This is a genomic window from Paenibacillus sp. 10L310, assembly GCF_056395745.1.
In genome coordinates, this window is sequence record NZ_JBFTKC010000020.1 from 1 (window position 1) to 24,170 (window position 24,170).

General features: G+C 47.6%; 28 protein-coding genes. 26 read left to right on the forward strand and 2 right to left on the reverse strand.

The window, feature by feature from the left end; translation table 11 throughout:
* Together AC1DE7_RS26890 and AC1DE7_RS26895 are read left to right on the forward strand one after the other, a co-directional pair.
* The coding region (locus AC1DE7_RS26890) for an integrase core domain-containing protein (protein WP_477533895.1) at positions 1–270 on the forward strand (270 nt) is incomplete at its 5' end.
* 583 nt (positions 271–853) lie between these two features.
* The gene (locus AC1DE7_RS26895) at positions 854–2,704 is read left to right on the forward strand and encodes a DUF4127 family protein (protein WP_477535569.1); all 1,851 of its coding nucleotides are present in this window, start codon (positions 854–856) and stop codon (positions 2,702–2,704) included.
* A gap of 4 nt (positions 2,705–2,708) precedes the next feature.
* Here AC1DE7_RS26895 and AC1DE7_RS26900 read toward each other — a convergent pair whose 3' ends face one another.
* Both AC1DE7_RS26900 and AC1DE7_RS26905 read right to left on the reverse strand, forming a co-directional pair.
* Positions 2,709–2,918: a hypothetical protein gene (locus tag AC1DE7_RS26900; protein WP_477535570.1), complete on the reverse strand. Its 210-nt coding sequence runs from the start codon at positions 2,916–2,918 to the stop codon at positions 2,709–2,711.
* A 48-nt stretch (positions 2,919–2,966) separates the two neighbouring features.
* Entirely contained in the window at positions 2,967–3,443 is a 477-nt protein-coding gene (locus AC1DE7_RS26905) for a hypothetical protein (RefSeq protein WP_477535571.1), read from the reverse strand.
* A gap of 405 nt (positions 3,444–3,848) precedes the next feature.
* Here AC1DE7_RS26905 and AC1DE7_RS26910 point away from each other — a divergent pair, with 405 nt between their 5' ends.
* The 24 genes from AC1DE7_RS26910 to AC1DE7_RS27025 all read left to right on the forward strand — a co-directional run bounded on the left by AC1DE7_RS26910 (position 3,849) and on the right by AC1DE7_RS27025 (position 24,164).
* Positions 3,849–4,772, forward strand: a complete 924-nt coding sequence (locus AC1DE7_RS26910) for a hypothetical protein (protein ID WP_477535572.1) — start codon at positions 3,849–3,851, stop codon at positions 4,770–4,772.
* A 393-nt stretch (positions 4,773–5,165) separates the two neighbouring features.
* Entirely contained in the window at positions 5,166–5,366 is a 201-nt protein-coding gene (locus tag AC1DE7_RS26915) for a YqzN/YkzM domain-containing protein (RefSeq protein WP_340400837.1), read from the forward strand.
* Entirely contained in the window at positions 5,366–6,829 is a 1,464-nt protein-coding gene (locus AC1DE7_RS26920) for a phage tail sheath subtilisin-like domain-containing protein (protein ID WP_477535573.1), read from the forward strand. The genes AC1DE7_RS26915 and AC1DE7_RS26920 overlap by 1 nt, the downstream gene beginning before the upstream one ends.
* Before the next feature lie 222 nt (positions 6,830–7,051).
* Positions 7,052–7,459: a phage tail tube protein gene (locus AC1DE7_RS26925; RefSeq protein ID WP_124117078.1), complete on the forward strand. Its 408-nt coding sequence runs from the start codon at positions 7,052–7,054 to the stop codon at positions 7,457–7,459.
* 177 nt (positions 7,460–7,636) lie between these two features.
* On the forward strand, positions 7,637–8,071 hold the full coding sequence (locus AC1DE7_RS26930) for a phage tail assembly chaperone (RefSeq protein WP_017690174.1): 435 nt from the start codon (positions 7,637–7,639) through the stop codon (positions 8,069–8,071).
* 35 nt (positions 8,072–8,106) lie between these two features.
* Positions 8,107–8,229 (forward strand): hypothetical protein, encoded by a 123-nt coding sequence (locus AC1DE7_RS26935; RefSeq protein WP_255319811.1) that lies wholly within the window; start codon positions 8,107–8,109, stop codon positions 8,227–8,229.
* Positions 8,230–8,253: 24 nt separating this feature from the next.
* Positions 8,254–9,996, forward strand: a complete 1,743-nt coding sequence (locus AC1DE7_RS26940) for a hypothetical protein (RefSeq protein ID WP_477535574.1) — start codon at positions 8,254–8,256, stop codon at positions 9,994–9,996.
* A gap of 54 nt (positions 9,997–10,050) precedes the next feature.
* Positions 10,051–10,680 (forward strand): LysM peptidoglycan-binding domain-containing protein, encoded by a 630-nt coding sequence (locus tag AC1DE7_RS26945; protein ID WP_127547967.1) that lies wholly within the window; start codon positions 10,051–10,053, stop codon positions 10,678–10,680.
* Positions 10,677–11,663: an XkdQ/YqbQ family protein gene (locus tag AC1DE7_RS26950; RefSeq protein ID WP_477535575.1), complete on the forward strand. Its 987-nt coding sequence runs from the start codon at positions 10,677–10,679 to the stop codon at positions 11,661–11,663. Before AC1DE7_RS26945 ends, AC1DE7_RS26950 begins: the two co-directional genes overlap by 4 nt.
* On the forward strand, positions 11,656–12,066 hold the full coding sequence (locus AC1DE7_RS26955; protein WP_340983219.1) for a hypothetical protein: 411 nt from the start codon (positions 11,656–11,658) through the stop codon (positions 12,064–12,066). Before AC1DE7_RS26950 ends, AC1DE7_RS26955 begins: the two co-directional genes overlap by 8 nt.
* Positions 12,059–12,514 (forward strand): DUF2634 domain-containing protein, encoded by a 456-nt coding sequence (locus AC1DE7_RS26960; protein WP_477535576.1) that lies wholly within the window; start codon positions 12,059–12,061, stop codon positions 12,512–12,514. The genes AC1DE7_RS26955 and AC1DE7_RS26960 overlap by 8 nt, the downstream gene beginning before the upstream one ends.
* A gap of 4 nt (positions 12,515–12,518) precedes the next feature.
* Positions 12,519–13,658: a baseplate J/gp47 family protein gene (locus AC1DE7_RS26965; RefSeq protein WP_340983217.1), complete on the forward strand. Its 1,140-nt coding sequence runs from the start codon at positions 12,519–12,521 to the stop codon at positions 13,656–13,658.
* 137 nt (positions 13,659–13,795) lie between these two features.
* Positions 13,796–14,386, forward strand: coding sequence for a YmfQ family protein (locus AC1DE7_RS26970; RefSeq protein WP_477535577.1), 591 nt, complete (start codon positions 13,796–13,798; stop codon positions 14,384–14,386).
* Positions 14,386–15,360: a pyocin knob domain-containing protein gene (locus AC1DE7_RS26975; protein WP_477535578.1), complete on the forward strand. Its 975-nt coding sequence runs from the start codon at positions 14,386–14,388 to the stop codon at positions 15,358–15,360. Before AC1DE7_RS26970 ends, AC1DE7_RS26975 begins: the two co-directional genes overlap by 1 nt.
* Positions 15,361–16,002, forward strand: a complete 642-nt coding sequence (locus AC1DE7_RS26980) for a hypothetical protein (protein ID WP_477535579.1) — start codon at positions 15,361–15,363, stop codon at positions 16,000–16,002. It abuts the gene before it with no gap.
* Positions 16,002–16,430 carry a hypothetical protein gene (locus AC1DE7_RS26985; RefSeq protein WP_477535580.1) on the forward strand — a complete coding sequence of 143 codons (429 nt, stop codon included), beginning with the start codon at positions 16,002–16,004 and terminating at the stop codon, positions 16,428–16,430. Before AC1DE7_RS26980 ends, AC1DE7_RS26985 begins: the two co-directional genes overlap by 1 nt.
* Positions 16,431–17,226: 796 nt before the next feature.
* A complete protein-coding gene (locus tag AC1DE7_RS26990; RefSeq protein ID WP_477535581.1) occupies positions 17,227–17,646 on the forward strand; it encodes a phage tail terminator family protein in 420 nt (139 codons plus the stop codon).
* Positions 17,647–17,695: 49 nt separating this feature from the next.
* Complete coding sequence (locus AC1DE7_RS26995) at positions 17,696–17,905, forward strand: YqzN/YkzM domain-containing protein (RefSeq protein ID WP_477535582.1); 210 nt, start codon at positions 17,696–17,698, stop codon at positions 17,903–17,905.
* Positions 17,905–19,221 (forward strand): phage tail sheath family protein, encoded by a 1,317-nt coding sequence (locus tag AC1DE7_RS27000; protein ID WP_477535583.1) that lies wholly within the window; start codon positions 17,905–17,907, stop codon positions 19,219–19,221. The genes AC1DE7_RS26995 and AC1DE7_RS27000 overlap by 1 nt, the downstream gene beginning before the upstream one ends.
* 1 nt (position 19,222) lies before the next feature.
* The gene (locus AC1DE7_RS27005; protein WP_017690162.1) at positions 19,223–19,681 is read left to right on the forward strand and encodes a phage tail tube protein; all 459 of its coding nucleotides are present in this window, start codon (positions 19,223–19,225) and stop codon (positions 19,679–19,681) included.
* 165 nt (positions 19,682–19,846) lie between these two features.
* A complete protein-coding gene (locus AC1DE7_RS27010; protein WP_036611390.1) occupies positions 19,847–20,269 on the forward strand; it encodes a phage tail assembly chaperone in 423 nt (140 codons plus the stop codon).
* Between the two features lie 201 nt (positions 20,270–20,470).
* Complete coding sequence (locus tag AC1DE7_RS27015) at positions 20,471–22,444, forward strand: hypothetical protein (protein WP_477535584.1); 1,974 nt, start codon at positions 20,471–20,473, stop codon at positions 22,442–22,444.
* Entirely contained in the window at positions 22,445–23,140 is a 696-nt protein-coding gene (locus tag AC1DE7_RS27020) for a LysM peptidoglycan-binding domain-containing protein (protein WP_477535585.1), read from the forward strand.
* 13 nt (positions 23,141–23,153) lie between these two features.
* Positions 23,154–24,164: an XkdQ/YqbQ family protein gene (locus tag AC1DE7_RS27025; protein WP_477535586.1), complete on the forward strand. Its 1,011-nt coding sequence runs from the start codon at positions 23,154–23,156 to the stop codon at positions 24,162–24,164.
* Positions 24,165–24,170: the final 6 nt, after the last annotated feature.

Here is a 24,170-nt window from a genome sequence, read left to right on the forward strand (position 1 = left end):
TACGTGGAGCAACTAAAATCATACGGAATGGAATCAAGCATGAGCCGCCGAGGAAACTGTTATGATAACGCCTGTATTGAGTCATGGCACAGTATTTTAAAGAAGGAACTCATTTACTGCAACCCTCGTTTTAAGACGCCGGAAGAGGCGTATACTGCCATCTACCAGTACATTGAGTTCTATTACAACCGCAAGCGAATGCATGGCGCGCTAGGGTATCTTTCCCCTGCTCGTTTTGCGATGAAATTTACGGACAAATCCGCAGCGTAGTGTCTACTTTTTTGACATAGGTCCAGGAGGCGTCTTATTCAAGGATTTGAAGCGTCTACAGAAATCTGAGGAACCTGAGACACGCTATATTAGAATAAACAGCTGTTTTCGGCGGTTTTGTCAGGGCATTTAGGAAATAACGTGTCTGATGTTCCTTATCATTTAAAAAGAGGACCTGAATGCCAAATAAGACGTCCTGTGTTCTTTAGAAAATCATCTATCCATTCGCCGGAATTAGCGGGCTGGAACTTCAAGCTTTTTGGACACGGGCACCCATCATTCTAAAATCCATCATCGTATAGCTTGTTTGAATTGAAATGCACACATTAGTTTTATCCAGATTAAAACCGACAATTGTCCGCCCCGGACACGACTACATTCAGGCGTAATTCATCCCGTTTACCATCAGCGCGAGTGGGGAAAGGCGGTAAAATGGTATTATCGGATCAGCAGCAAGGAAGACACACCGACAGCTCATACGCTAACGTACAGCCGGCCAGGGGGCCGGTTTTTTAATTCGGTGATTGCATCCTTGCCCTGATCGGGTATTAAAGACTAAACAGATAACAGGAGGCTACGTGATATGAAAACAGTATTGTATGTTCCACTCGATGATCGTCCAGCGAATCTGGATGATGTGATTGTGCAAGGGAAAGCAGCCGGTATCCATATCGTTACACCGAACCTGAGTGATATTAAGAATCGTCTGGACTCGGAGAAAACCGTAGATGGCACAACGCTGCTCGGCACCTCCACGCCGGTTTATGGCAAACCGTCCAAGATTCACGACTTTATTCTGAAACATGCTGCCAAGGTCGACGGATTCATTATTTCATCCGATATGCTCGCTTATGGCGGTCTGATTGGCGGTCGTCAGCTCCGTGAAGATGGAGGAGGCGCATATCCAGAATACGATGATGAAACGACGCATTTGCTGGATGTGATTCGTGTGATCAAGCAGAAATACCCACGCAAACCCGTATTTGTAATGGACACCATCATGCGTTTGGCTACAACCTCGTTTGCAGATGGCTTGGCGCTTGATGCATATAATGAGTCCCGGGCATTGATGCAGCAACCACGTCAGACATCCACTGAGTTTGAGGATATTATCGAAGGTTATAACCTGTCCCCGGATGGAGTGGAATATGGGACAACAACCTATTTTGATAAAGAACAGTATTACAATACAAGACAGCATAAATTCAAAACAAATCTGTACATTTTGGATCAACTGGCTCGCACAGGTTATATCGATTTCCTTGCAGTTGGAGTCGACGATGCTAACACGCAGGGTGTTCAGATCAATGAAATCAAATATGTAGAAGCGCGGATCAATGAATGGCTGGGTGGAACCAATGGGCAAAATCCGGATCGAGCTATCGTCTTGCCGGATGCGGATGGTCTGGGGCACGCTTTGGTTGCTCGCATGGCTAACCAGTTGTTCCGAGGCGGGGCGAGGACACGTTACGCAGTGAAATATTTTGGTCCTCACGGCAATACCATCATTAACACGTATGAATACATGGATGTACACGAGAATGTGGTTCGTCATGTGGATATTGTAGGTGGTGTGCTTGTAGCGGATTCGGCATATCCTGAACCGGAGGTGGTGACGGATGTGGGTGCTGGCTTGGAAAATGAACAGCTAGTGGCTGTAGCAGCCGATCAAGTTGTCCCGTTTGACATGACCTCCGAACTGGATCGTATGACGAAGGGTCACCCAGGTAATCCCGGGGAGAACACGGGCATCGACATTGAGATTATCGCCATTACGGCTCTGGATCAGGTGCAGGCTGCGTTGGAGCAATTGACGCTGAATAGTGAGCAAGGTCTGCCTTCGGTGTTGATTGATTTTGTGGGTAAAGGACCAGCCAATGTTGATGTTGCCGAAGCATTGCTCAACAGTCCATATACCGGACGGGTTCTGGGTTATAGTGCATGGAATACACCAGGTAACAAGATCGGTATTGCTGTAGGTATGGGGCAGTCGAGGTACGCGTTGATCACAACAGAGAAGCATGAGCATAAGTTGCGAGATGCTATGAATGCGCATGGCTCACTGCTGTTTAAGCGTTTCCTGAAGGATTATTACTACAAAGCGGTGGCGATTGCGGACATCCGCACATATTCCCGAGCACATGCACTGTATACCAACGTGGCTACCCTTTCGGATCAAAATATGTTGCTGTTCAACTCAGAGGAAGACTATGCCCATTTGCAAACATTGCTCCGTGATTTGATGCAGACTTATACCACGGCGCTTGCGAATAAAACAGCCTTCCAGACAGGCAATGTGGCGATTAAGCAGATCTGTAATGACGAATTGTCCTATGCGACGTATAGCAATGCGCTGCTGGAATATACGAATCCTGATTTCATCTGGGGCCGTGCATTTGAGATTACGTTGAACCCCCAGGTAACGCTGAACTAAACTGTTATCTCACCATGGGCTCCTCATGTTTGGGATCATCACTGGTATGACTGTACTGCTTAATTTCGCCATTGTTAAAAATGATATATTGATACTTCGCTTCGAGTTCATCCGCGAATGTTACTGAGGCACCGTAAGGTGCTTCAGAGCTTTTTGAAGAGTAGGTACCTTGTACTTCGATAAGCTGTTCGGGGGAGTAACCTTTCTGTTCCAAATAAAAGAAAGCGAGCTGCCAGGTCAATGGTAGCTCGCTTTCTATCGTTTAATTTAAAATGATGGTAATTATTAAAAAAATTAATATAACAAAGGATACTAATAGAAATGATTTAGGATTTAAGCGCTTTTGCGCCACCCATATTCCATATGATGAAACAAGAGCTGCAATTAAAAAGAATAAATAAAATAAAAATCCTTCTTGAGTAAAAGGGAAACTGATATTAGCGAAATTAAAAAAACCAGAAAGGAATGGAATAATATAAACCGGAATAATTGCTACAATTGCAAATAAAATGGTTTGTGTCCAAAAAAAATACTTATTAATCAATTTCAAAAAGAAAATGGACAAAATAAATAATAACAAGTTTACTGTGAAAAAAGTCGGTGCAGTCCAATTAATTAGTTGTCCCCAATCACTAACTTCTTCATTATACAGAAGAAACATGCTTAAAGTGTAGGTAACTATTCCTGCACAGTAGCTAGAGATCAACACCCATATATAAATTAAATCCGATTTTTTCATTACTTCGCCTCCAATCATGATATAACGCTATCACTTTATTAAATAGTATATTTTTACATTTAATTTGTCTAGATAAATGAGAAAAAAATCACAATCTAGAATCGTCTTTTTTCCACCCGAACGGCTCCCTTAATCGCACCGAAGTCGTACGGAACACCATCCGCGCTAGGGATGAAAGGGTGTAAGATTATATTATCGGATCAATAACAAGGGACGCACCGAAAGCACATACGCTAATGTACAGACCGGCCAGGTGGCCGGTCTTTTTGATGCGGTGAATGTAGTCCCGTTACTGGTTCGGTCGGAATACGACTCTGAGTTAAAAGGGGGAGTCTACTGCTGCTGCATTGCCGCTGCACGGTGTGGGCAGGTCTCAAACTTGTAGCCAAAGGGGGCGAAATGAATGTGTCTATGAGAAATGAAATTAGCACTGTAATGAGCACCGGTAAAATGAGTAAGTTCATTAAAAAAACGCTGAAACAGAAGCTCGCAGTACTTGTTCCAGATTGGGACGGTCGTGTGCTAGATGTACCTGCGTCAGGAGAAGTGTTGGTTTGGCCTTGTGCCGTGGTTGCGTTTGCCGAAGAGGTGCCGAAGTCTACTTGGGCGGGATATCGAAGGATTATTAAAATCTCACCATACGCTCGTCCAGAAGATGGTGGCGCTGAAAAGGTAGAAGCTTGGTCAGCTGATCTAATCGAAGGGTTGCACCAGGTAAGGCTGGTGGATGAAGCAGGTGGGGCATTCACATGTATCTATCTGGGTTCTTCAGATAGTGATCGGGTGGATGCAGGGTCTGGCATGCTTACGCGCAGTCTGCGGTTCGGAGTGTATGTTCCCGAAGGCTCGGGAGCTGCTCTCGCTTTAACAGGAGACGTGTGGCTAGCTGCGCTTCAAGACTGGACACAGCAAGAGCTTGGCTCGAACTGGTCGGTATATGGGGATGTCTGGCCCGGTGGATACGATATGCCGTCTGTGTTATGGCGATTGGCTGGATGCAGCACTTCTGTGGCCGGCACTTCGGCATTGGAGGTTCGACAACAGTGGATTGGGCATGTGCTAACCGATCATCCAGTACTAACACGTCAGACCGTTACTCGGTTGGCCCGGCAACTTGCAGTGCAATCTCGTCTTGCCGTCACTGAAACGGATGGCGAAGAGCACGAAGGTAACACGCGATATATCACAGTGGATGAAGTCACGGCAGATTTACAGACGGATGCGTATTTGAATGGTCAGATTCGCCTGACGTTGCAACAGCGGATTCGTCGTCCGGGTACGAATGTACCTTTCATTCGTGAGATTCACCATAGCAAAGGGATGGAGTAAACGTTAGTCGAGAGGAACCTTCTATTAGAGGTTGTTCAAAAAGCCCGCTTTTGATTACAAAGGATGCCTAACGGCATCATCAGCATCGAATATGGAATTCAGCCGAATAAGCATAAGCTTACGAAGTATGTTTCCTTTGGAAACATTGTAGTTGCTCACGTAGTTTTCCCTACGCTCTGCTACTCCATTTCTAACTTCATCCCATCTTCTCGGTACTGAAAACCGATCTTTTTGAACATGCACTTTTAAGAGTGGTTCCAGATTATAGCTTTGAAATGATAGATGTAGCTTTAACATTATAGCTTCATATTCATAGGATCAAAAATTCATAGATCAAGCTTAAAGATCATCGTTTCACGAAATTAGTAGTCCAACAAATGAGGTGAGATGGCAATGGCAAGCTCGGTGAAAAAAAGCAAACAGACAGCCCCGCGGTATACACGGGCAGAACTGATGAATCATGCAGAAGCCCTCTTTGCCGTTAAGGCAGAGGTGCTGTACGGTGCGCTGTACGAAGCGGTGCAAGAAACGTTTTCCATTGAAGAAACGCAGGAACGAATTAACCAATTTATGAAAGCGAAGGTGAAGGGATAATGGCAGGTGGAACTTGGGAGCAAACAAATCGTCCGGTCCTTCCGGGCTTATATATGAATTTTCAGGCGGCAGCATCTTCGGCCATTCAAGCGGGTACGCGGGGAACCGTCGTTGTGCCGATCAAGGCCAACTGGGGTCCGGTGGGGACTTTTGTTGAAGTAGGGAGCGAAGCGGCGATTGAACGTATTTATGCGGCGAATGTGCTGGATAACGGTACGGCTTATACTTCCTTGAAGCTCGCCCTGTTGGGTGGGCCGAAGAAGTTGCTCGCTTATCGGGTAGCAAGTGCTGCGGCCAAAGTAGCCACGCTTACCTTGAAGGACAGCAGTGATGCCAATGTGCTGCAACTGGACGCGAAGTATCCGGGGGATCGTGCAAATGGATTCTACGTCACCATCCAGCCAGGTGTGATTGATAATACGAAACATGAAGTGCGTCTCTTCGAAGGTAACCGGATGTTGTATGCGCTCCTGACAGCGGATATTACAGCAGCTTCTCTGGCAAAAGAGATTAACGCGGATGAACAAAATGTCTGGGTAACGGCGCAGGCGATTGGCGATGGTGCAGGTGTAGTTGCAACAATTGCGGGTGCGGCATTCAAAGGTGGCGTAAGTGGCAACGATGACCTGACCAATGCAGAATACATTGCTGTACAGGGTGCGCTGGAAGGGGAGCAATTCGACGTCTTGGCTTTGGATCAGGCGGCTGATGCACCCCTGCTTGCGAGTTTTGCGGCATGGGTGAAACGTGTACGTAGTGAAGGTAAACCGGTGGTGGCTGTATTTGGCGGTTCCGCAGTGGATGACACTTCTGCTACAGCAGCACAAAAAGCAGCAGCACGTTCGCTTGCGCTCAACCATGAAGGTGTGATTAATGTTGGTACAGGCGTTCGCCTTGGAGATACATTTTACAGCTCGGCGGAAACGTCCGCCTATGTTGCAGGTCTGATCGCCGGACAACGTCTGAACCAATCCACTACCTATGCAGCTACTCCGTTCGATGATGTGACACGTCGCTGGACGCGTGCAGAACAGGAGCAGGCGGTACAGAATGGCGTATTTATTTTCTTCCATGATGGACGTCAGGTGAAAGCACTTCGCGGTGTAAACACCCTGGTAACTCCGGCCGCTGGACAGAATAATGCGTGGAAAAAAATCCGTTCCATTCGTGTTTTGGATGCGATCAACACGGATTTGCAACGCTCCGCGGAAGATACGTATATCGGTAAAGTGAACAATACCGAAGAGGGTCGTCAAGCACTGATTAGTGCCATGAAGGCCTATTTGGCGCTGCTTGCACAGAGTAATGTGATTGAAGCTGACGGTTATGATGTCATTCTTGACCCGGCATATTATGGTGCTGCACCAGTTCTCAAACCGGAAGCAGATCAGGTATTCCTGCAATGGAATGTGAAGCTGACGGATGTGATGGAGCAGTTGTTTGGTACATTTTACGTGCAATAAGGTTTCTAGAATAATTACTATATGTTGAACTGATGGTTTACACGATAACGGAGAGGGCAGAAAAAATCTGAAGAAGCGAAGCGCTCGCCTTTATCACCGGATTTTCCCTTTTTGAAAAGGAATCAAAAAAATCTGGGGATAACAGCGATTGGAAGATTGTTCTGACTGCGGAGTTATACCGTGTAATATTTATTAGTTCAACCAACCCAAGGAGGAAAATATATGTTGGATGCGTCAAGAGTAATTCTCGGTACCCATGGTCAGTTGCATATCGATGGTGTGTGGCAGACGAACATTAACAAGTTGGAAGCGAGTGTGGAGATTGAAAAGCGTGAGCTGAATCTGGTCGGTAACGACTGGAAAGTGCACAAAAACGGCGCAAAAAAAGGAACAGGCACGATGACCGGCTACAAAGTCACTTCGGATATGATCCAGCGCGGCTTCACCAAATTCGAGATTATTTCCAAGCTGAACGACCCTGAATCGTATGGACATGAGAGCGTTTTGCTTAAAGGTTGTATGGTGGATAAAATTCAGCTTGCCAACTGGACAGCTGGCGAAGAAGTACCGGAAGAAACAGGCTTTACGTTTGAAGGATTTGAATTGCTGAATCCGATTGTGGCGAACTAAAGATTGGAATAGGCACGTGTGATTGGGCTAGTTTGCTCCAGCGTGGTTGCATAGTTACTTCATATTAATATGGACACCAATGCGGGCCGAGATGATCTCGGTCTCTTTGTTGTCTCTACAGGCTTGGAAGCTGGCATAGATAAACCCATTTTTGAAATAAGAAGGAGATAACGCCCGATGAGTATGAATGAAAATATGTCCGAAGAACAGATTTTGGATCAGTTGTTTGAAGCAGCAGAACGTTTGCCAGAGGAGAATGTGCGCATTCAGCGTCTGGATCTGCTGTTGACCTTGCGTGGGCTGACTTCCTCCAAAGTGGATCACATTCGCGAACGCTGTACCATTCGAAAAACGACCAAAGGCCGCACCGAGGAAAAGGTGGACACCGAAACGTTTAACGCGCTGCTCATTTCTGAAGCAACGGTGAAATTAAAAGTCCGCAGCCTGGAGTTGTCCGGCTGGGGAGACACCCGCATTACAGGCCGCATGAAGTTGTCCGGTGGCGAACAGGCGGTACGTCGTATGTTGCTCGCTGGTGAATTGGATGCCGTAGGTGATAAAGTGCTGGAGCTGTCCGGCTTCGGTGTGGAGATTGAAGACCTAAAAAACTGATTCACTCCGGCGGGATGACCACGTTCCTGTATCACATGTGGGTGCGTCATCATCTCCGGCCCGGAGAGTTCTGGTCTTTGCCACGTGGGGAGCGCTCGCTGTTAATTGCGTTCTCGGAAGAGGAAATGTCAGCGATAACTTCGCAAATGAATCGATAACGAAATAGGGCAGGAGGTGAAAAAATGGCAGAAATGATTGTAGGTTTATCCAAATCGAATGCGGAAATGCGGACAACCCTTCGATACCTGGATCAGATCCAACGCTCGACGGAACGTCTGGGCAGAGTTCGTTATCAGAGTCTGATTAAGGTGAACAATGAACTGAGAACGACCGGACGCAGGTTGGAGCATATTTATAGTATGGCTGTGCGAATCAGCAGGCTGCGAATCACACCGACGATTGGGTTGATTGATAAGCTGAGTCCGGCACTGGATCGCGCATGGGTTAAACTGAATAGATTCAGGGACCAGATGGTTACGGCTTCGGGCACAGTATCGCTTGAGGTTCGGCAGAAGATCGAAGTGGCGATGGGTAAAGGAGGGGCTTCGGGTCCAACTATGGCTGTCGTGATTCAAAATAACAAAAATATCACTAATGCTACGAAGGAAGAAGATCCTAAGAGTTGGTGGGATAAATGGATTTTTGACCCTGCCGACAAGATTAATAGTTTGTTTGATGTATTTAATAACGTTAAGGGAATATTTGATAAATTCAAAAAGAAAAAAGAAGAAAGTCCTGCACCAGATCCAACCAGAAGTCCAGCATCCAAATGCTGCTGTTGCACAGGTGGAAAGATGGGCAAAAACCGCAGAGTGCGTTCACCGAATGCAGATGGCGGTGGCTCAGATCGTGGCAGACGAAATTATCGAAGTGGTAGAAGGTCAAGTAACCGTTCGAATCGAGGCCCATCTCCAGTACCCAATCCTGTACCTGATACTCCAACTCCTCCGCCCGATCGCAACCGTAATAGGGGAGGAGGAAGAAGAATACGAGGAAGCGGTCGTTTAGGATTTGCGGATGGTGGATTGGGATCTTTAACCGACATGCTGGCTGGTAATGGATTGATGGATAATTTAAGTAGTGGCTTTGCCAAAGGAGCAAAAAGGTTGCTCGGACCCATCAGCATGCTTGCTGATGTGGCAAATGTAGCGACAGCACCCCCGGAAGAGCGTGGCCGAGCGGTGGGTTCGATGATTGGCGGCACAGCAGGTACTGCGATTGGTAGCGCCATCGGTAGCGTTCTTTTGCCTGGCATCGGGACATGGGTTGGTGGTGCAGTAGGTGGTTGGGCCGGAAGTACAGCAGGCGGTTGGATTGGAGACAAAGCGAAGGATATTGGAAACTTTATGTCTAGTGCTACCGAAGGTGTAGGTGATGCATTGTCGGGTGCAGCCGATTACGTCTCTGAGAAAACAAAAAAAATCACCGATGGCATATCCAACTTCTTTGGATTTGGTTCCAAAAAAGAAGAGAAGACGGTCTCGGCAGCCACGGTGGCTGCACCGTCTCCAGTTGCAACAGGCCCCCAGATGGCACCTGCCTATATGCCACCGGCACTGACCATGACAGGCCCAGCCGCATATATGAACAGCAAGGTCGGTCAGCCTACCTCTGCTGGATTCATGGGAACAAGCATGATGCAAAACCAAGCAATGGCGCTTGGTAACGGTGCGCAGACGAATGGAAAATCGTCCACGATGACGGTACAGATATCCGAAGACCAGATGAGCAGTCTGTCCGGATACTTGAAGGATTTCAAAACCGAAACTACCAATCAGATTGCAATAAATATTCCACCAGGTGCGGTGCAGGTGACTGTGCGCGAAAATGCGATTGATTACGATGCTGTCACCAAGCAGGTCGGACAACGGATTACGGGCGAGTTCCGCCGCGCGATGGAAAACCGAAAAACGATTATGGCCTAAGCAGAAAGGAGGCCGTGTATGTCTGTACTTAAAGATGAAGTAGGTCCTAACAAAATGGCATTTACGCTGAAGGATGGCGGCACATCATTTCAATTCCCGGTGAACCCGGAAGAGGTGAGTATTTCCAGGTCCAAAGGGTATGAAACGATTAATATGCTGGAGCATGGCGAGTTTGATTTTGCGCAGGGGGAGAAGGTGAAGGAGATCACCTTCTCTTCTTTTTTTCCCAAAGAGTATGATGCCTTCTATTGCATGTACGAAGATTTGCCTGATCCGCGTGTAGCGATGAATGTCCTGAACACATTTCTGATCTCCAAAAAGCCGCTGCGCCTCATCATTTCAGAGACGGGCGTGAACGTGCCTGTTTTTATTGTTTCGCTTAATTCGAGCTTTCGTGGGGGGGAGACAGGAGATATTTACTTCGACCTGACCCTGCGCACATGGCGTGATTCCAAGGTGGAGAAGGTCGGTTCTGCGGCATCCGGGGGCAAGTCAGGTTCTCGTACCGATTTGAAAAAGAGTAGCAAGACCTACACCGTCAAATCTGGCGACTCCCTGTCCAAAATAGCAAAGCTTGAGCTGGGTAGCAGTTCCAAATGGAACGAGATCTACAAGCTCAACGCAAAGATCATCGGGAGTGATCCAAACCGGATCAAGCCCGGGCAAAAGCTGGTGATGCCATGACCTACAAGGTTATTGTCGACGACAAATATGACATCACCAAGCTGGTGGAGACAATTACGCTGAAGGACTCGCTCGACCAGATTGCCTATCAGGCTAACATCCGGCTGGCGGTGTCAGCATCTTCCGGTTTGCCTTCGATCTCACCGGGCATGGCGGTGCGGATTAGCGGGGTTCCTTTTGGCGAAAAATCCATGGTTCATCTGCTGCATCCTGCGGTCATCTGGGAGGTGGAAAGCTCGAACAGCGGCACTAAGCGGCTATCTCTCACGGTGTACGACCGAATGATATATCTGGAAAAATCAGAGGATGAGTTCCTGTTGCCTAAGGATCAGACCGCTACGCAACGACTCAAAACCTACGCCAAAGAGTGGAAGATTCCATACGCTACATTGCCAGAAACCAAGACAAAGCTGGGAAAAGCCGTGTATCGGTCACAGACGATCTTCTCGATGATGTTTGCCGATCTGAAAGAAACGGCGAAGTCCGGCGGGGAAATGTACCATCCACGGATGACGCCCGGTGGGTTGCAGCTCTTCCAGGTTGGAAGTAATGCAAAGGTGTATGAACTTGATCGACTAATTGATCTGACCCAGATGCGTACGCTCGAAGGGGCGGTTACCAAAGTTAAAGTCATGGCGGCGTCGGAGTCACCGAGTGGCAAAGAAGTTCCTTCCAAAGTGCTTGCGATTGAGCAGGATCGTGTGGAAGAATTGGGCACATTGCAAAAGCTGGTAGAGGACGATCAGGTGAAATCGACAACCGCCGCGAAAAAACTGGCGAAAAGTCATCTGACGGGTATTCAGGAGACCTTTACGATATCCGCACCGGATGTGAATACGATCCGCGCTGGGGACGCAGTGTTGTTAAAAGGACTGAAGCTAATCGTCATGTCGGTTAGCCGTGATCTGTCTGCCGGACATGGAATGATGACGTTGGAACTGGGGACAGCCGAGCTGGTGAAAAGGAGGTATTACCTTGAATAAAGATGATCCGTATGGGCATTTTGCCGACGTCATGCGGGGTGCGATGAGTACACATTCTCGTCAGGCCGTGAGCGGGCTGGGCGCGGTACTGGGTACGATGACCTCATCCGGCGTGAAGCTGGATGATTTCAAGCACGAAGTGCAGGATTATCTCGTGGCCGAGTTGCCGGGCACGCTTGGACTGCCGGAGCGCGAGGCTACTGGCGCGATCTCCGGTATACCTGACGTGGCAAACGGCGGAACGACGGGCACGGGACGGTTTCTTTTGCAAGAAGAGGAAGTGGAAGAAACGGTGTTGTCTCTTAGTAAGGGATTGAAAGCCGGAGATCGGGTACTGGCGATGCGGGTCAATGGCGGTAACGATATTGTGGTGCTGTGTAAGGTGGTGAGTGCGCATGCCTAGTTTGTTCCCGGAAACGGGCGTGGTCTGGGGAGATGAGGAGGATCTGTCGGGGGCGGATTCGGAAGAGGTACGCTTTGGGCGGAGCTGGCGATTTGATTACGATGTAGGGGATTTTGTATTGACCCCAAGTGGTAAAGTAGCCGCGGCGGGTGCACACGAAGCCTGGGTGCAGTGGTGCATTAAGGCCGTGAAAACGCCACGTTACAGACATGTGATCTATTCTAGAAACTATGGTTCGGAGCTGGAGGATCTGGTGGGGCAGGGTGACAGCCGGGGAGTGATGGAAAGTGAGATTAGCCGGATGGTGACGGAGACGTTGCTGGCTGATCCACGCACGGATTCAGTAGACCAGTTTACGTTTGATTGGAATCGGGAGCAGTGCATGTTCTCGTGTCGGGTGGCGAGTGTGCAGGAAGAGATGTTTATTCTGGAAAGTGAGGTGATCTGACGGGATGGCTGAGATTCCGCGTTATTTGGAGGACCAGACGGAGGAACAGATTATGCAGCGTATGCTGGATCGTCTGCCCGCGGATCTGGATAAGTCTGAAGGATCGTTCCTGTGGGATGCGGAGGCTCCGGTTGCGTTTATGCTGTCTGAGGCGGCGTTGTGGGCGCAGGAATTACTGCGGCGCGGGTTTGCGAGTACGGTTGCGAGTAGTGATCCGAATTTTCGTTCGGAAGAGCTGGATCTGCGGGCAGGAGAGCACGGCATTACTCGGCGGGCTGCGGTAGTTGCACAAGGTTCGGTTAGATTCGTGGGTACGCCGGGCAAGGTGATTCCTGCGGGTACGGTTGTGGCTACGCTCGCGGATGAAGTATCTGCTGAAGCTTCGCTCGAATATGAGACGGTGGGACGTGTGGAACTGGATGCAGAGGGCTCCGGGGTGGTAGGCGTGCGAGCGCTTGTTGCCGGAAAAGAAAGCAATGTGCCTGCGGGCACGGTAACTGTGCTGTCTACACCTGTAAGTGGCGTGACTTCTGTCACGAACGTTGAGGTGATAAAAGGCGGTGCGGATATTGAGGCCGATACGGCATTGTTGGAACGCTTTTATGCCAAAGTCCGCAACCAAGGGACAAGCGGCAACAAAGCACAATATGTGCAATGGGCCAGTGAAGTGCCAGGTGTTGGTGCAACGCGTGTTATTTCTTTATGGCAAGGGCCAGGCACGGTGGGATTGTATCTGTTAGACACGGAAAAGCGCGCTGCGGGCACCGATCTGGTGACGGCGGTACAGAAGTATGTTGACCCCACGCAGGATGGACAGGGTGAAGGCGTTGCACCGGCGGGGCCAGTGGTGTCCGTGATGCCAGCCGAGGAAGTGCCGATGAACATTCAGGTGAAACTGACGCTGGCAAGTGATGCGACACTCGCCGATGTACGAGCATTGATCGAACGCGGGGTGACCGCGTATTTGAAACAGTTGGCTTTTGCCGATCCACTCGTTCGTTACACTCGCATTGCCGCGATTCTGTTGGATATTCCGCCCATTATCGACTATTCGGAGCTTACCGTGAACGGTGTGAGCGACCAGAATATCGAGATGACCGCGAGTCAGGTGGCGGTGCTGGGGACGGTGGATGTGTATGAGTAGTGTTGGGCAGATGGTGGACGAGGAAGTAGTTTTGGAGTGTGGAGACCAAGAAAGATTGGGAGAGGTACGCCGATCTGAGTTGAAGCTGGTGAGCGAGACGCTCCATGTTGATGTGCAAGGAAGGGAGGGGACAGGGCATGAGTGCTCCTTCTATTGTAGATGTTGGACTGACGAGTGAGAAAGGACGGGAGTTGTTCTCGTATTTGCCCAGGTATTATGAGACTTCTCGTGTAATGCAGGCCGATATGCAGACCAAAGGCAGCGAAATGGATCTGCTGTACCAGGCGCTGGATGAGACGCTGGAGCAGTTTTTTGTCCGTACAGCGACGTGGGGGCTGGACTTTTGGGAGCAGGAGCTAGGTATTGAGACGGACCGTCTCAAACCTGTGGAGCAACGGCGTGCGGTGGTGGAGTCGAAGCTGCGCGGGGCAGGAAAGTTCTCGGGCAGGCAGGTTGCGAATGTGGCCGAGGCATATGCCGGGGGCAAGGTGGATGTAACTTTTCAGCCAGAAGCATGGAGTTTTACGGTGAGCTTTGTGGATACGATGGGCATCCCGCCCAATATCGATGATCTCAAACGTGCGATTGAAGAACTGAAACCGGCCCATATGGCCGTGGAATATGAATATCGCTATCTGGTCTGGGATGATCTGGACGACAAACAGATGACATGGGACGAACTCGATGCCGCGTCCTTGACGTGGAATGAACTGGAGGTGTGGGCGTAATGCCAAAAGAAACAGATCGACTAAAATTGCCTCTCCCCTTGGGGAACGAGAACGTGACCCGGGAGAGTATTAACGGGATTTTTGAAAAGATTGATGCAGGTGTTGCGACACGTGAATCCATCCTTATACCTGCGGAATCGGATCTTAATAGCTATATCACAGAAGGGGAATATTATTGCCCAACGAACGCCACTGTAGAAACCTTGCTTAATTCCCCAACTGGAGATGCGTTTCACTTGACTGTAGAGCCTCATGCGGGAGTGTTGCAAACCCTGACCACCTTCCAGCCTAGCAACTTAGAGGTTTTTCAAAGAAACTACTATTTTGGTTGGGGTCCATGGAAGAAAGTACCTACAAGAGACGAACTTGAAGAGATGCTGCCCCAGGCTGACGAGAATGCTCAGGCGGCTGTTAACGTCGCTGTTAAACCTATAATTGAAAGTTATTCGCCCAACCTTGTGAAGAACTCTTCCGCTAATTTAGGGATGTCAAATTGGAATTACCCAGAAGGGTCTTCTCTTTGGGCAGTTACCACAAGCGTGGACAGCAGGGTATCAAAATACTTCAGCATGTCTTACCCGCTAACTAGTGGTTTATACTCTATGTTGGATTCTGATTCTATAACTGTAAGTCCAGGCGATTACATGTTACAGGCTGTATTCTATACATGGGGAATGAATGAGGGGAATCTATATATAGAAGTATTAAACTCCGCTTCTAATGCGACTATAGCGTCATTGGTAGCAAACGGGAATACGGGTTGGCATCGAAAAACGAAGGTTGTAACAATTCCAGCAGGTGTTTCCGGTATTAAGTTACGTCTTGTTGTTTCCGGTCCTGTACCAACCACAACTAAAGCGATCACTAGAATCAAACTTTCGGAAGGTTCAGCCGATGTGCCTTACAGCGCCGAGGGTGATGATTTGGCACTGTATGAATTAAGCAAAAAAACTAGTCCATGGGGGGCGTTGTGAGTGGATGGAACTCCGATTTTGTTATACCGCGATACTTTGTCGACAACATCAAACACGGTTATATATACCGCTCCGAGTGATAAAGTTATTGTTTTGAAATCCATTTTAATTTGCAATTTTCAAGACACGCCACTCAAATTCAACATGCAAATTGAGGGTACACCGTTTGTAGGGAGTAGAACGTTGGGAGCTTACGAAACTTTGGTTATCCCTATTGCCGACTTAGTTTTAAGACCTAGCGCACAACTCAGAGCTTGGTGTAATACTGGTACTTGCTCCGTTCGAATCACTGGTAATGCACTAGTTGGAACGATGGCGCAAAACGGTTTGTTACGCTTTGGGACATCTGTTGGCACTAGCGGTAGTCCTAGGGATATCATCACCCCAACCGGAAGTTTGCAAGTAATTAAATCAGTTGTATTTTGCAACTCTAGCAGTCAAGATGTCACCATCAACATGAGGATCGGTCCTTCTACTGCGGATAATTACACCCTAATCAAATCTTATAAACTAGCGGCTACTGACACGATACACATTCCTTTTGTGGACACTTTGTTGCTAGGTAGCGACACGGTAACAGCATGGATTGCTGAATCCACGGGACTTGTTTATTGCCACATTGTCACAAAGGCGGTGACCTAATGCCGACACTTGATAATTATTCACTGAGAAATTACGGGTTGGGTGGTTCTTCGTTTAAATTTACTCCAGGTCTTTTCATGCTTATCAACCTTCAAGGAACTCAATTCTTACAATACCAAGCTGCTACAAAAAAATGCGTAACCTTCACAGTGAATTATGCAGGAACGTACACAGTTGTTTTCAGCTTAACGTCTCCCAACAGCACTGCTACAGCTAACGGACTAATATATGTGAATGGAAATCCGGTTGGAACTCATCGCTCTACTTCTGTGACACAAGTTACATTTGCTGAAGATATTACAGTGAATGCCGGAGATAAAATTGAGTTGATGTTGTGGCTTACAGGCACAATAAATGGAACGAATTACGCATCGCTCTACAATCCTATTATACGTTGTCAAGAATTAGTAAGTTGGGCGCTTAATTAGGTGATAATTAAGTTTCAACTGATATAGAGAGATAGCAGGGGGAAAGGGTGTGACGTTGTGAGCCGGGAAAGCTTATACTGTTGTCTGTTAAAACCCGAATAAATATATTCAGGAAAGGAAGTGAAAATACAATACAAACAGGAATGAGAATTATATATACGATCAATACGGTGAAATTGTAGCTTCTATTTGGCAAGGTGACGGCTCGACACGAAACGAGATTACGAAATTGGAACACATTGATCTGGAATATGATGAGACGCCTTAACATTTATAGAATTGTGAAAATTGATCCTTAAACAAAACTGCCGGTGCTGGAAAGGATTCATACCGAACTGACGGTGGAAGAGAACATAAAAGAATTGGAAGACCAAATTTTGCTCATGGCTAATGAAAATACAGTAGCGATTTTGTAATGGTTAACCAAGTGGTTGTAAGGAATGCAACGGAAAAAATCTTGGACAAAGGACTTTATCCAAAAACGGGTCAGGTGTACTTGTTGGATGACATCACCAATGCTGATTATCGGCAAGCAGTCGAGGATTACATTTTAGAACAAACTGAAGGGATTTAATGAGCGTACCTAAGTGGTGCGCTATTTTTATGCTCTAGAGCCGTCAGGGGCTTTCATATTGAATTCAGGGGGAGTTGATTTGGAGACAAGTAGGTAAATGTATTTTGGCAGCAGGTAGCTCAGCGGCTTCATATTATAGGACACGAAAAATCGGATGCCAGTCCGGTGTCATATAGAAACGATACCTTTTGTAAAAATATTCAACCCCAAAGGAGGTGAACCATGAGCATAAACCACCTAATCGACTCTATCTCTACAACACTAACTCAGCACTTCCCGAACATCCCGATCCTCCCGCAAACGGGCACTAGTTCCACCCCGGGCATCTCCTACCGCCTGCTGTCCGCCCAACTTACCCGGGAACGTAGCGATCGCTTCGTGCAATCTCACGCGTTTGAAATCCGCTGGCTTGAAAAAGACAACATCCCGGCAACTCTACCGGACGAGTTGTTCGAAGCGCTGGAGACCATCGACGTGGAGGGCACACCCTATCGCGCAACGGAACTGCGTTGGGAGACGGAGAACGATACTCCGCGAATGCTAGTGTACTATACCATGCGAACCACCAAAGTGTCGGAGTCCGCCGCTACCATGCAACAACTGGAACAGCGACCTACCGCACTTAAAGCTACGAGAGAATAACTAAACAAATGAGGGGATCAGTATGAAAGGAATAGGAGGCGCATTGGCGATGTTTACGAAAAAAGAACCAGACCTTAAAAAACCGGAAGCTCAACAGAAAAACAACCAGAAATACAGCAAAGCACAGTTCGCTGAATCCCGGCAACTTAGCCGGATCGAGAAAGACATTTTGGTAGCGGTGCTGCTGGAACAAGAAACATACACCTTGCAAGAAGCGCAAGAACACATCCAACAATTCATGAATGGGGAGGCACAATAATGGCTGGAGGAACATGGACGACACAAAACAAGGTACGCCCCGGCGTATATATGAATTTTGCATCAGAGGACTCATTGCCGGGTACGGTAGGGGAGCGGGGAACGGTGGCATTGGCACTTCCATTGTCATGGGGGCAAACAGGCTCAATCCTGACGGTACAAGCAGGTGAAGATGTACAAGCCAAATTGGGCTATGACTGGACAGCACCTCAATTACTGCTGATTCGTGAAGCTTTGAAACGTGCGCAAACATTGCTTCTGTATCGACTCAATGCAGGTACCAAAGCCAAGGCAACCTTGGACAAGCTAACTGTGACAGCCCAACACGGCGGCGTACGTGGTAATGATCTGGCTGTTGTAGTCTCCGCGAATATTAATGATCCGGACCAATTGGATGTCTCCACTTTGCTTGCGGGTAAAGAAGTGGACAAACAAACCGCGTCTACCATCGAAGCTCTGGAATCCAACGAATACGTCACATTCACTGGTGAAGGTGCACTCACAGCTACAGCGTCACTTCCACTAACGGGTGGATTAGATGGTACAGCAACGAACCAAGAGCATGCTGATTTCCTGACCAAGCTGGAAGTACTGGATTTTAACACGGTCGGTCTGGTCTCAGATGATGCCACAGTCAAGTCAGTCTACACAGCTTACATCAAGCGTTTGCGTGATACCGAGGGCAAGAAAGTGCAACTCGTTCTGTCCGATTATCCTGCTGCAGATCATGAAGGCATTATCAGTGTCAAAAATGGTGTTGTGCTCGCAGATGGTACGGTCCTGTCACCAAAACAAACCGTAGCATGGACAGCTGGCGCAACAGCTGGAGCCAACCTGAATGAATCCCTGACGTTCCGTGCGTATGACGATGCCGTGGATGTGAACGGACGATTGACACATACCGAGACAGAAGCGGCATTGCGTAATGGCGAGTTTGTATTCACAGCGAGCAGCAACCGCGCGGTGGTGGAGCAGGATGTAAATACGTTCCGTTCTATTACACCGGATAAGGCACGTCATTTTGCCAAAAACCGTGTTGTCCGTGTACTTGATGGTATCGCTAACGATATGAAACGGATTTTCGAGTCCTATTATATCGGCAAAGTGAACAACAACGAAGATGGGCGCAGCCTGTTCCGTTCCCAATGTGTCACTTATCTGAAGCAACTTCAGGATATTGGGGCGATTCAAAATTTCGATTCCAAAACAGATATCACTGTTGCTCCGGGCAATGAAACCGACAGCATTCTGATCGAGATTCAGCTCCAACCTGTGGATTCCGTTGAAAAAGTATATATGAAAGTGAAGGTGGTTTAAGATGGCATTTTTGAAAGCAAGCGACACAATCTCCGGCCAGGAAGGCCGCGCATACGCAACGATTAACGGACAGACGGAAGAAATGTTCTATGTGAAGACGCTGGAAGCAACAGTGGAGAAACAAAAAGCAGAGGTCAAAACGTTGGGCCGTCGCGGTGTACAGCACAAAGCAACCGGTTGGTCTGGCTCGGGTTCCATGACAATCTTTTATACAACTTCCCGTTTCCGCGAGCTGATGCTCCAGTACATGCAGAATGGTGTGGACACGTACTTCGACATTGAAGTGACCAACGAAGATCCTTCGTCCACGATTGGTAAACAGACTGTAACCCTTAAAGGTGTCAATCTCGACAGTGTGATCATGGCATCTCTGGATACCGAGGCTGAGGCGTTGGAGGAAGAAGTGAGCTTTACCTTTGAAGATGTCGATATGCCTGTATCGTTTAATCTGCCGAAGTAATGTAGCCTGAAAATTATTTGAGATTTATAAAGAGTATAAATTTACAGCGGGTTTGTAAAAGAAACCTGTTCAACTTGCCTGTGTTACGGGCTATTTGGCGTGTCAAAATACTGTTCTTCGCCGCTTCGTGCGGCGGGGGACCTAACTTTAGAGGAGGAACAATACATGAGTGGATTGAGTATGTTTTTTGCCCAAAATGCAGCAACAGATACAACGGAGGAGTTTATCGTATCCCCCCGTTTCAAAGATGAGAAAGGCGAGCCAGTTGCCTGGAAACTGCGCAGTATGACCGAGGACGAAAACCAGGAATGCCGCAAGGCAGCTACCCGCAAAATCAAGGGTAAGAACGGTGTTTACACACCCGACATCGATGCGAATGATTACATGGCTCGCCTGATGAGCGCAAGTGTCGTGTATCCCGATTTGAAAAATGCTGAACTCCAACGTTCGTATGGCGTGATGGGGGCGGAATCGCTTTTGCGGAAAATGCTGTTGCCTGGGGAATTTGCTTCGCTCGGTGAGCAGGTCCAGAAGCTGAACGGTTTCAATCAGGACATGAACGAACTGGTGGATGACGTAAAAAACTAATTAAAGAGGGCGATTCCGAAGCCAATCTGGCTTATTACGCTCTCCATGAATTAAGCATTTTGCCGCATCAGCTAATGGCCTTCTCCATGCGAGAACGAGCAGCGATCTATGCAATGATCTCCATCCGGGTGGAGGAAGAGAAGAAAGAGCGGTCCAAGAGCCGCGCCCGGAAGAAATAAAAAGGAAAGGAGGGAGAAATGAATGTATGCCATGTTTGCAAGACTATACCTTACTTCAACACGTATAGTAACGCAATTTCAACAATTACCTGCTGCTATAAGTACCATGTTTAATTCTGCTCGACTGAACAGTATTGCAATGGCATCCAAATTGCTACAGGGCGTATCCGAGGAACAAGCAAAAGTAAACGCGGCTTTTGCAGAAGGAGCTGGGCGTGTAAGAGCCTGGATCAGCATGATGAAATCAGCAGGACAAGCGGTTCTTGTTCCAGCAGCACAAGAAGAGGATTTGAAGCATCGCTATATGGCTGCTACGGGTGATGATGCTCAGGGGGAGACGATCTTCAATCGCTACCGTGCAGAAGCTTTCAAGAGCGGACAGAATGTTACGGATGCTTTGAAAGGTGCACTATCTCTCATCCCGTATGCACAGAATAAGGACCAGGTTGATCAGCTGAGAGACATGACTAAACGGTTAAGCATGCTTTCTCCAGACGGGAAAAGTATCTCGGCTGCATCAGGTGCTTTGGTGGCCGCAATGAATGGTGATAACGGTGAACTGGCAAGCTCTTTTAATATTCCAGAAGAGATTTTGAATGGAGCAGGTCTGCAGCAAACTATCGATTCATCCAATCTGGATGAGTTTATCACAAAGCTTGATGTCATTTTGCAAAAACAAGGCTATACCCAACAGGCTTTTGACACCATGCTGGATTCACCACTACAGAAGTGGAACATGCTTGTGAATCAGTTTAATGGGGTTCTCAGTCAGATTGGACAGGTAGCTCTTGTTGCCTTGACGCCTTTATTAGATCGATTAAATGAGGCTTTTGCTAATGGTGAATTCACTGGCATCATTGAATGGATTAGTAATGCATTTACGGTTGCAGCTAACGCGCTGACGATGTTGGTAGACGGGATTTTGTATATCACGAGTGTGATCCAACAAAACTGGGATATTATTCAGCCGATCCTTATGGCGCTTGCGCTTGTGGCTCTGGCTTTGGTCATTATCCAAGTTTACAGTCTGGTTGCAGCCTGGTTATTACTGAATTGGCCTATTCTGCTCGTCATTGCTGCCATCGTAGCTGTTATCGGTATTTTAAGTATGATGGGAATATCGGGAACTGAGATTTTGGGAGTGATTATCGGTACATTTATGCTGCTTGGGGAGATGGTACGAGTTGTAATCGCTACAATGTGGAATTATTTTGCCATCTTCGCAGAGTTCATAGCCAATGTCTTCAAAGACCCATTCTATGCATTTCAAAAATTGCTTTACGATTTGGGAATGTTCGGGATGCAGATGTTTTACAATCTTATTGTAGGAATTGAGGACTTTCTGGGCAAAGCGATGGGGGCAATTGGAAAGGTAGCTTCCTTTATTAATGATATCTTTGGTACAAATTTTGCTGTCGTATCCGAATCCGATATTAACATTGCTAGTAAAAACGTCCAGGGTTGGATGGATACATTGAAATCATTTGAGCCACAGAGTGACAAAGATGTTTTCCACATGAATCGAATGGACGGAGAATTCGATCCAACGGTTGCTGACAAGGGACAAGATGTAGCTAAACAACTATTATCAAAAATACCTTCTCTGCCTGATCCAAATTCCAAAGAAACAAAATTACCCGGAAACTTCGGCGGCTCAACTCCAAAAACACCTCCTATGCCATCGATGCCAATTGCACCTGCTCCCACCGTTGTTCCCAACAACAATATGAGTAACATCAACAAAATCAATAATATTGGGCAGGTGGACAAGATCGGTGACGTGGATGGCACAGTGGATGTAACCAACGAGGACTTGAAACTGATGCGTGAGCTTGCAGAGATGCAGGCGATTCAGCGATTCGTCAGCCTTACGCCAACCGTTCAGGTCACCACGGGTGATATCAACAGCGGACATGATGTGGACAGCATCATCAGCAAAATCACCGATGGACTGAACAGTCAGATCGTCTCCAGTGCCCAGGGGGTGTATGGATAAGTGGAATATTATATTCAACTAAGCTTCAATAACCGCTCTGAATACATGTTTTTCCCGGTGACACCAGAGAGCATTGAATTTTCGGATTCGGGAGACGGCAGTACGTTTAACGTGAGCGCTTTGGGTGAAATTAACGTGATTAAGTCGCCGAAGTTGCGCGAAGTCAGTTTCAGCGGGATTTTTCCGGCAGACTACAGCCCGTATCATCTGAACTACGATGCAAGACATCCGGCAATTCAGAAGCAGTTTTACCGTGATCCCTATGAATATGTGAAAAAGATCATCCGTTGGATGCAGACGGGCAGACCCGTCAGACTGTTCTTTTCTAGTGCAAGGTACACTATTAATATGGCGGTTTCCATTGAGAGCTTCGACTGGAAGGAGACAGCGGGTACGGTGGGGGATATCCAGTATGATATCAAGCTGAAACAGTTCATTTTCTATGCGGCCAAAAAAGTAGTGCCACTCAAGGACAGCAAGGCTACGGCTGCTTCGAAAACAAAAACCAAAGCCTCCCGGCCCAATGAAAAAATCCAGCCCAAAACTGTCACTCTCAAAGCCGGAGACTCCTTGTGGTCTGTAGCTAAAGCCCATCTGGGAGATGGATCTCGCTGGAAAGAATTGCAGAAGCTGAATGGCATCAAAGATGCACAACTGAAGAAGCTGCCGATTGGACTTGTGATCAAGCTTCCGTGAAAGGAGAGGGAATATGCAAGAGCAGATCAGGCTGGATGATAAGCTGGCCAACATGAAGGAACGGTTATTACTGGATGACAAGCAGGGCAACATCTGGGACATTAGCGAAATTGCCGGTGATATTACGTACAAAACCTCCCGTATCGGCAAGCCTTCCTCTCTGGAATTCACGTTGACCAAGGGCAGTCTGTACCAGAATAAGAAATTCACATATGAGAATGGATATGTCGTGAAATATATCAGCAACGAGGTAGGTATATTTTACGGATATATCTTCTCGGTGGATAGCGGCAAGGACGAAAGTGTCCAAATCAAAGCCTACGACCAGACTCGTTATCTAACCGCGAATCAGACGTACAAGTTCGTTAACGCAACCGCTTCGGATGTGATCAAACGAATTGCTACTGACTTTCAGTTGAAGGTGGGCGAGCTGATCCAGCCGAAATATGTTATTCCGCGTATGTTATTTGATAATAAAAAGCTGATTGACATGATCTGTGAGGCGTTGGACCGAACGTTGATCTATGGCGGCAAAAACTACATCTTCTACGATGATTTCGGCAAGCTTGTGCTTCGGGATGTGGAAGAGATGCCTTACGGCTTTGTCATTGGGGATAATAGTCTGCTCACGGATTACAGTTATACGCGGTCAATTGACGACCAGACGTATAACAAGATCAAGCTGTACCGGGATAACAAGGATACGGGAAAAAGAGAAACGTTTGTTCATCAGGATTCAGGCAGCATCCGTCAATGGGGGCTGCTTTTTTTGTACCAAAAAGCGGATGACGGCCTGAACGAAGGTCAGATTGATGCCATGCTGAAGACCCTGATGACCCTCCGTAACCGCGAGACGCAGACGATGAAAGTGGACGCGCTTGGCGATTTCAAGGTAAGGGCAGGCAGTTTTGTCAACATCCAGATCAATGAACTCAAGATTAATCAATATTTTCTGGTAGACGAATGTACGCATAAGGTACAGGGGGGCGTGCATATGATGTCACTGGATTTGAAGGGGGTGTAACGATAA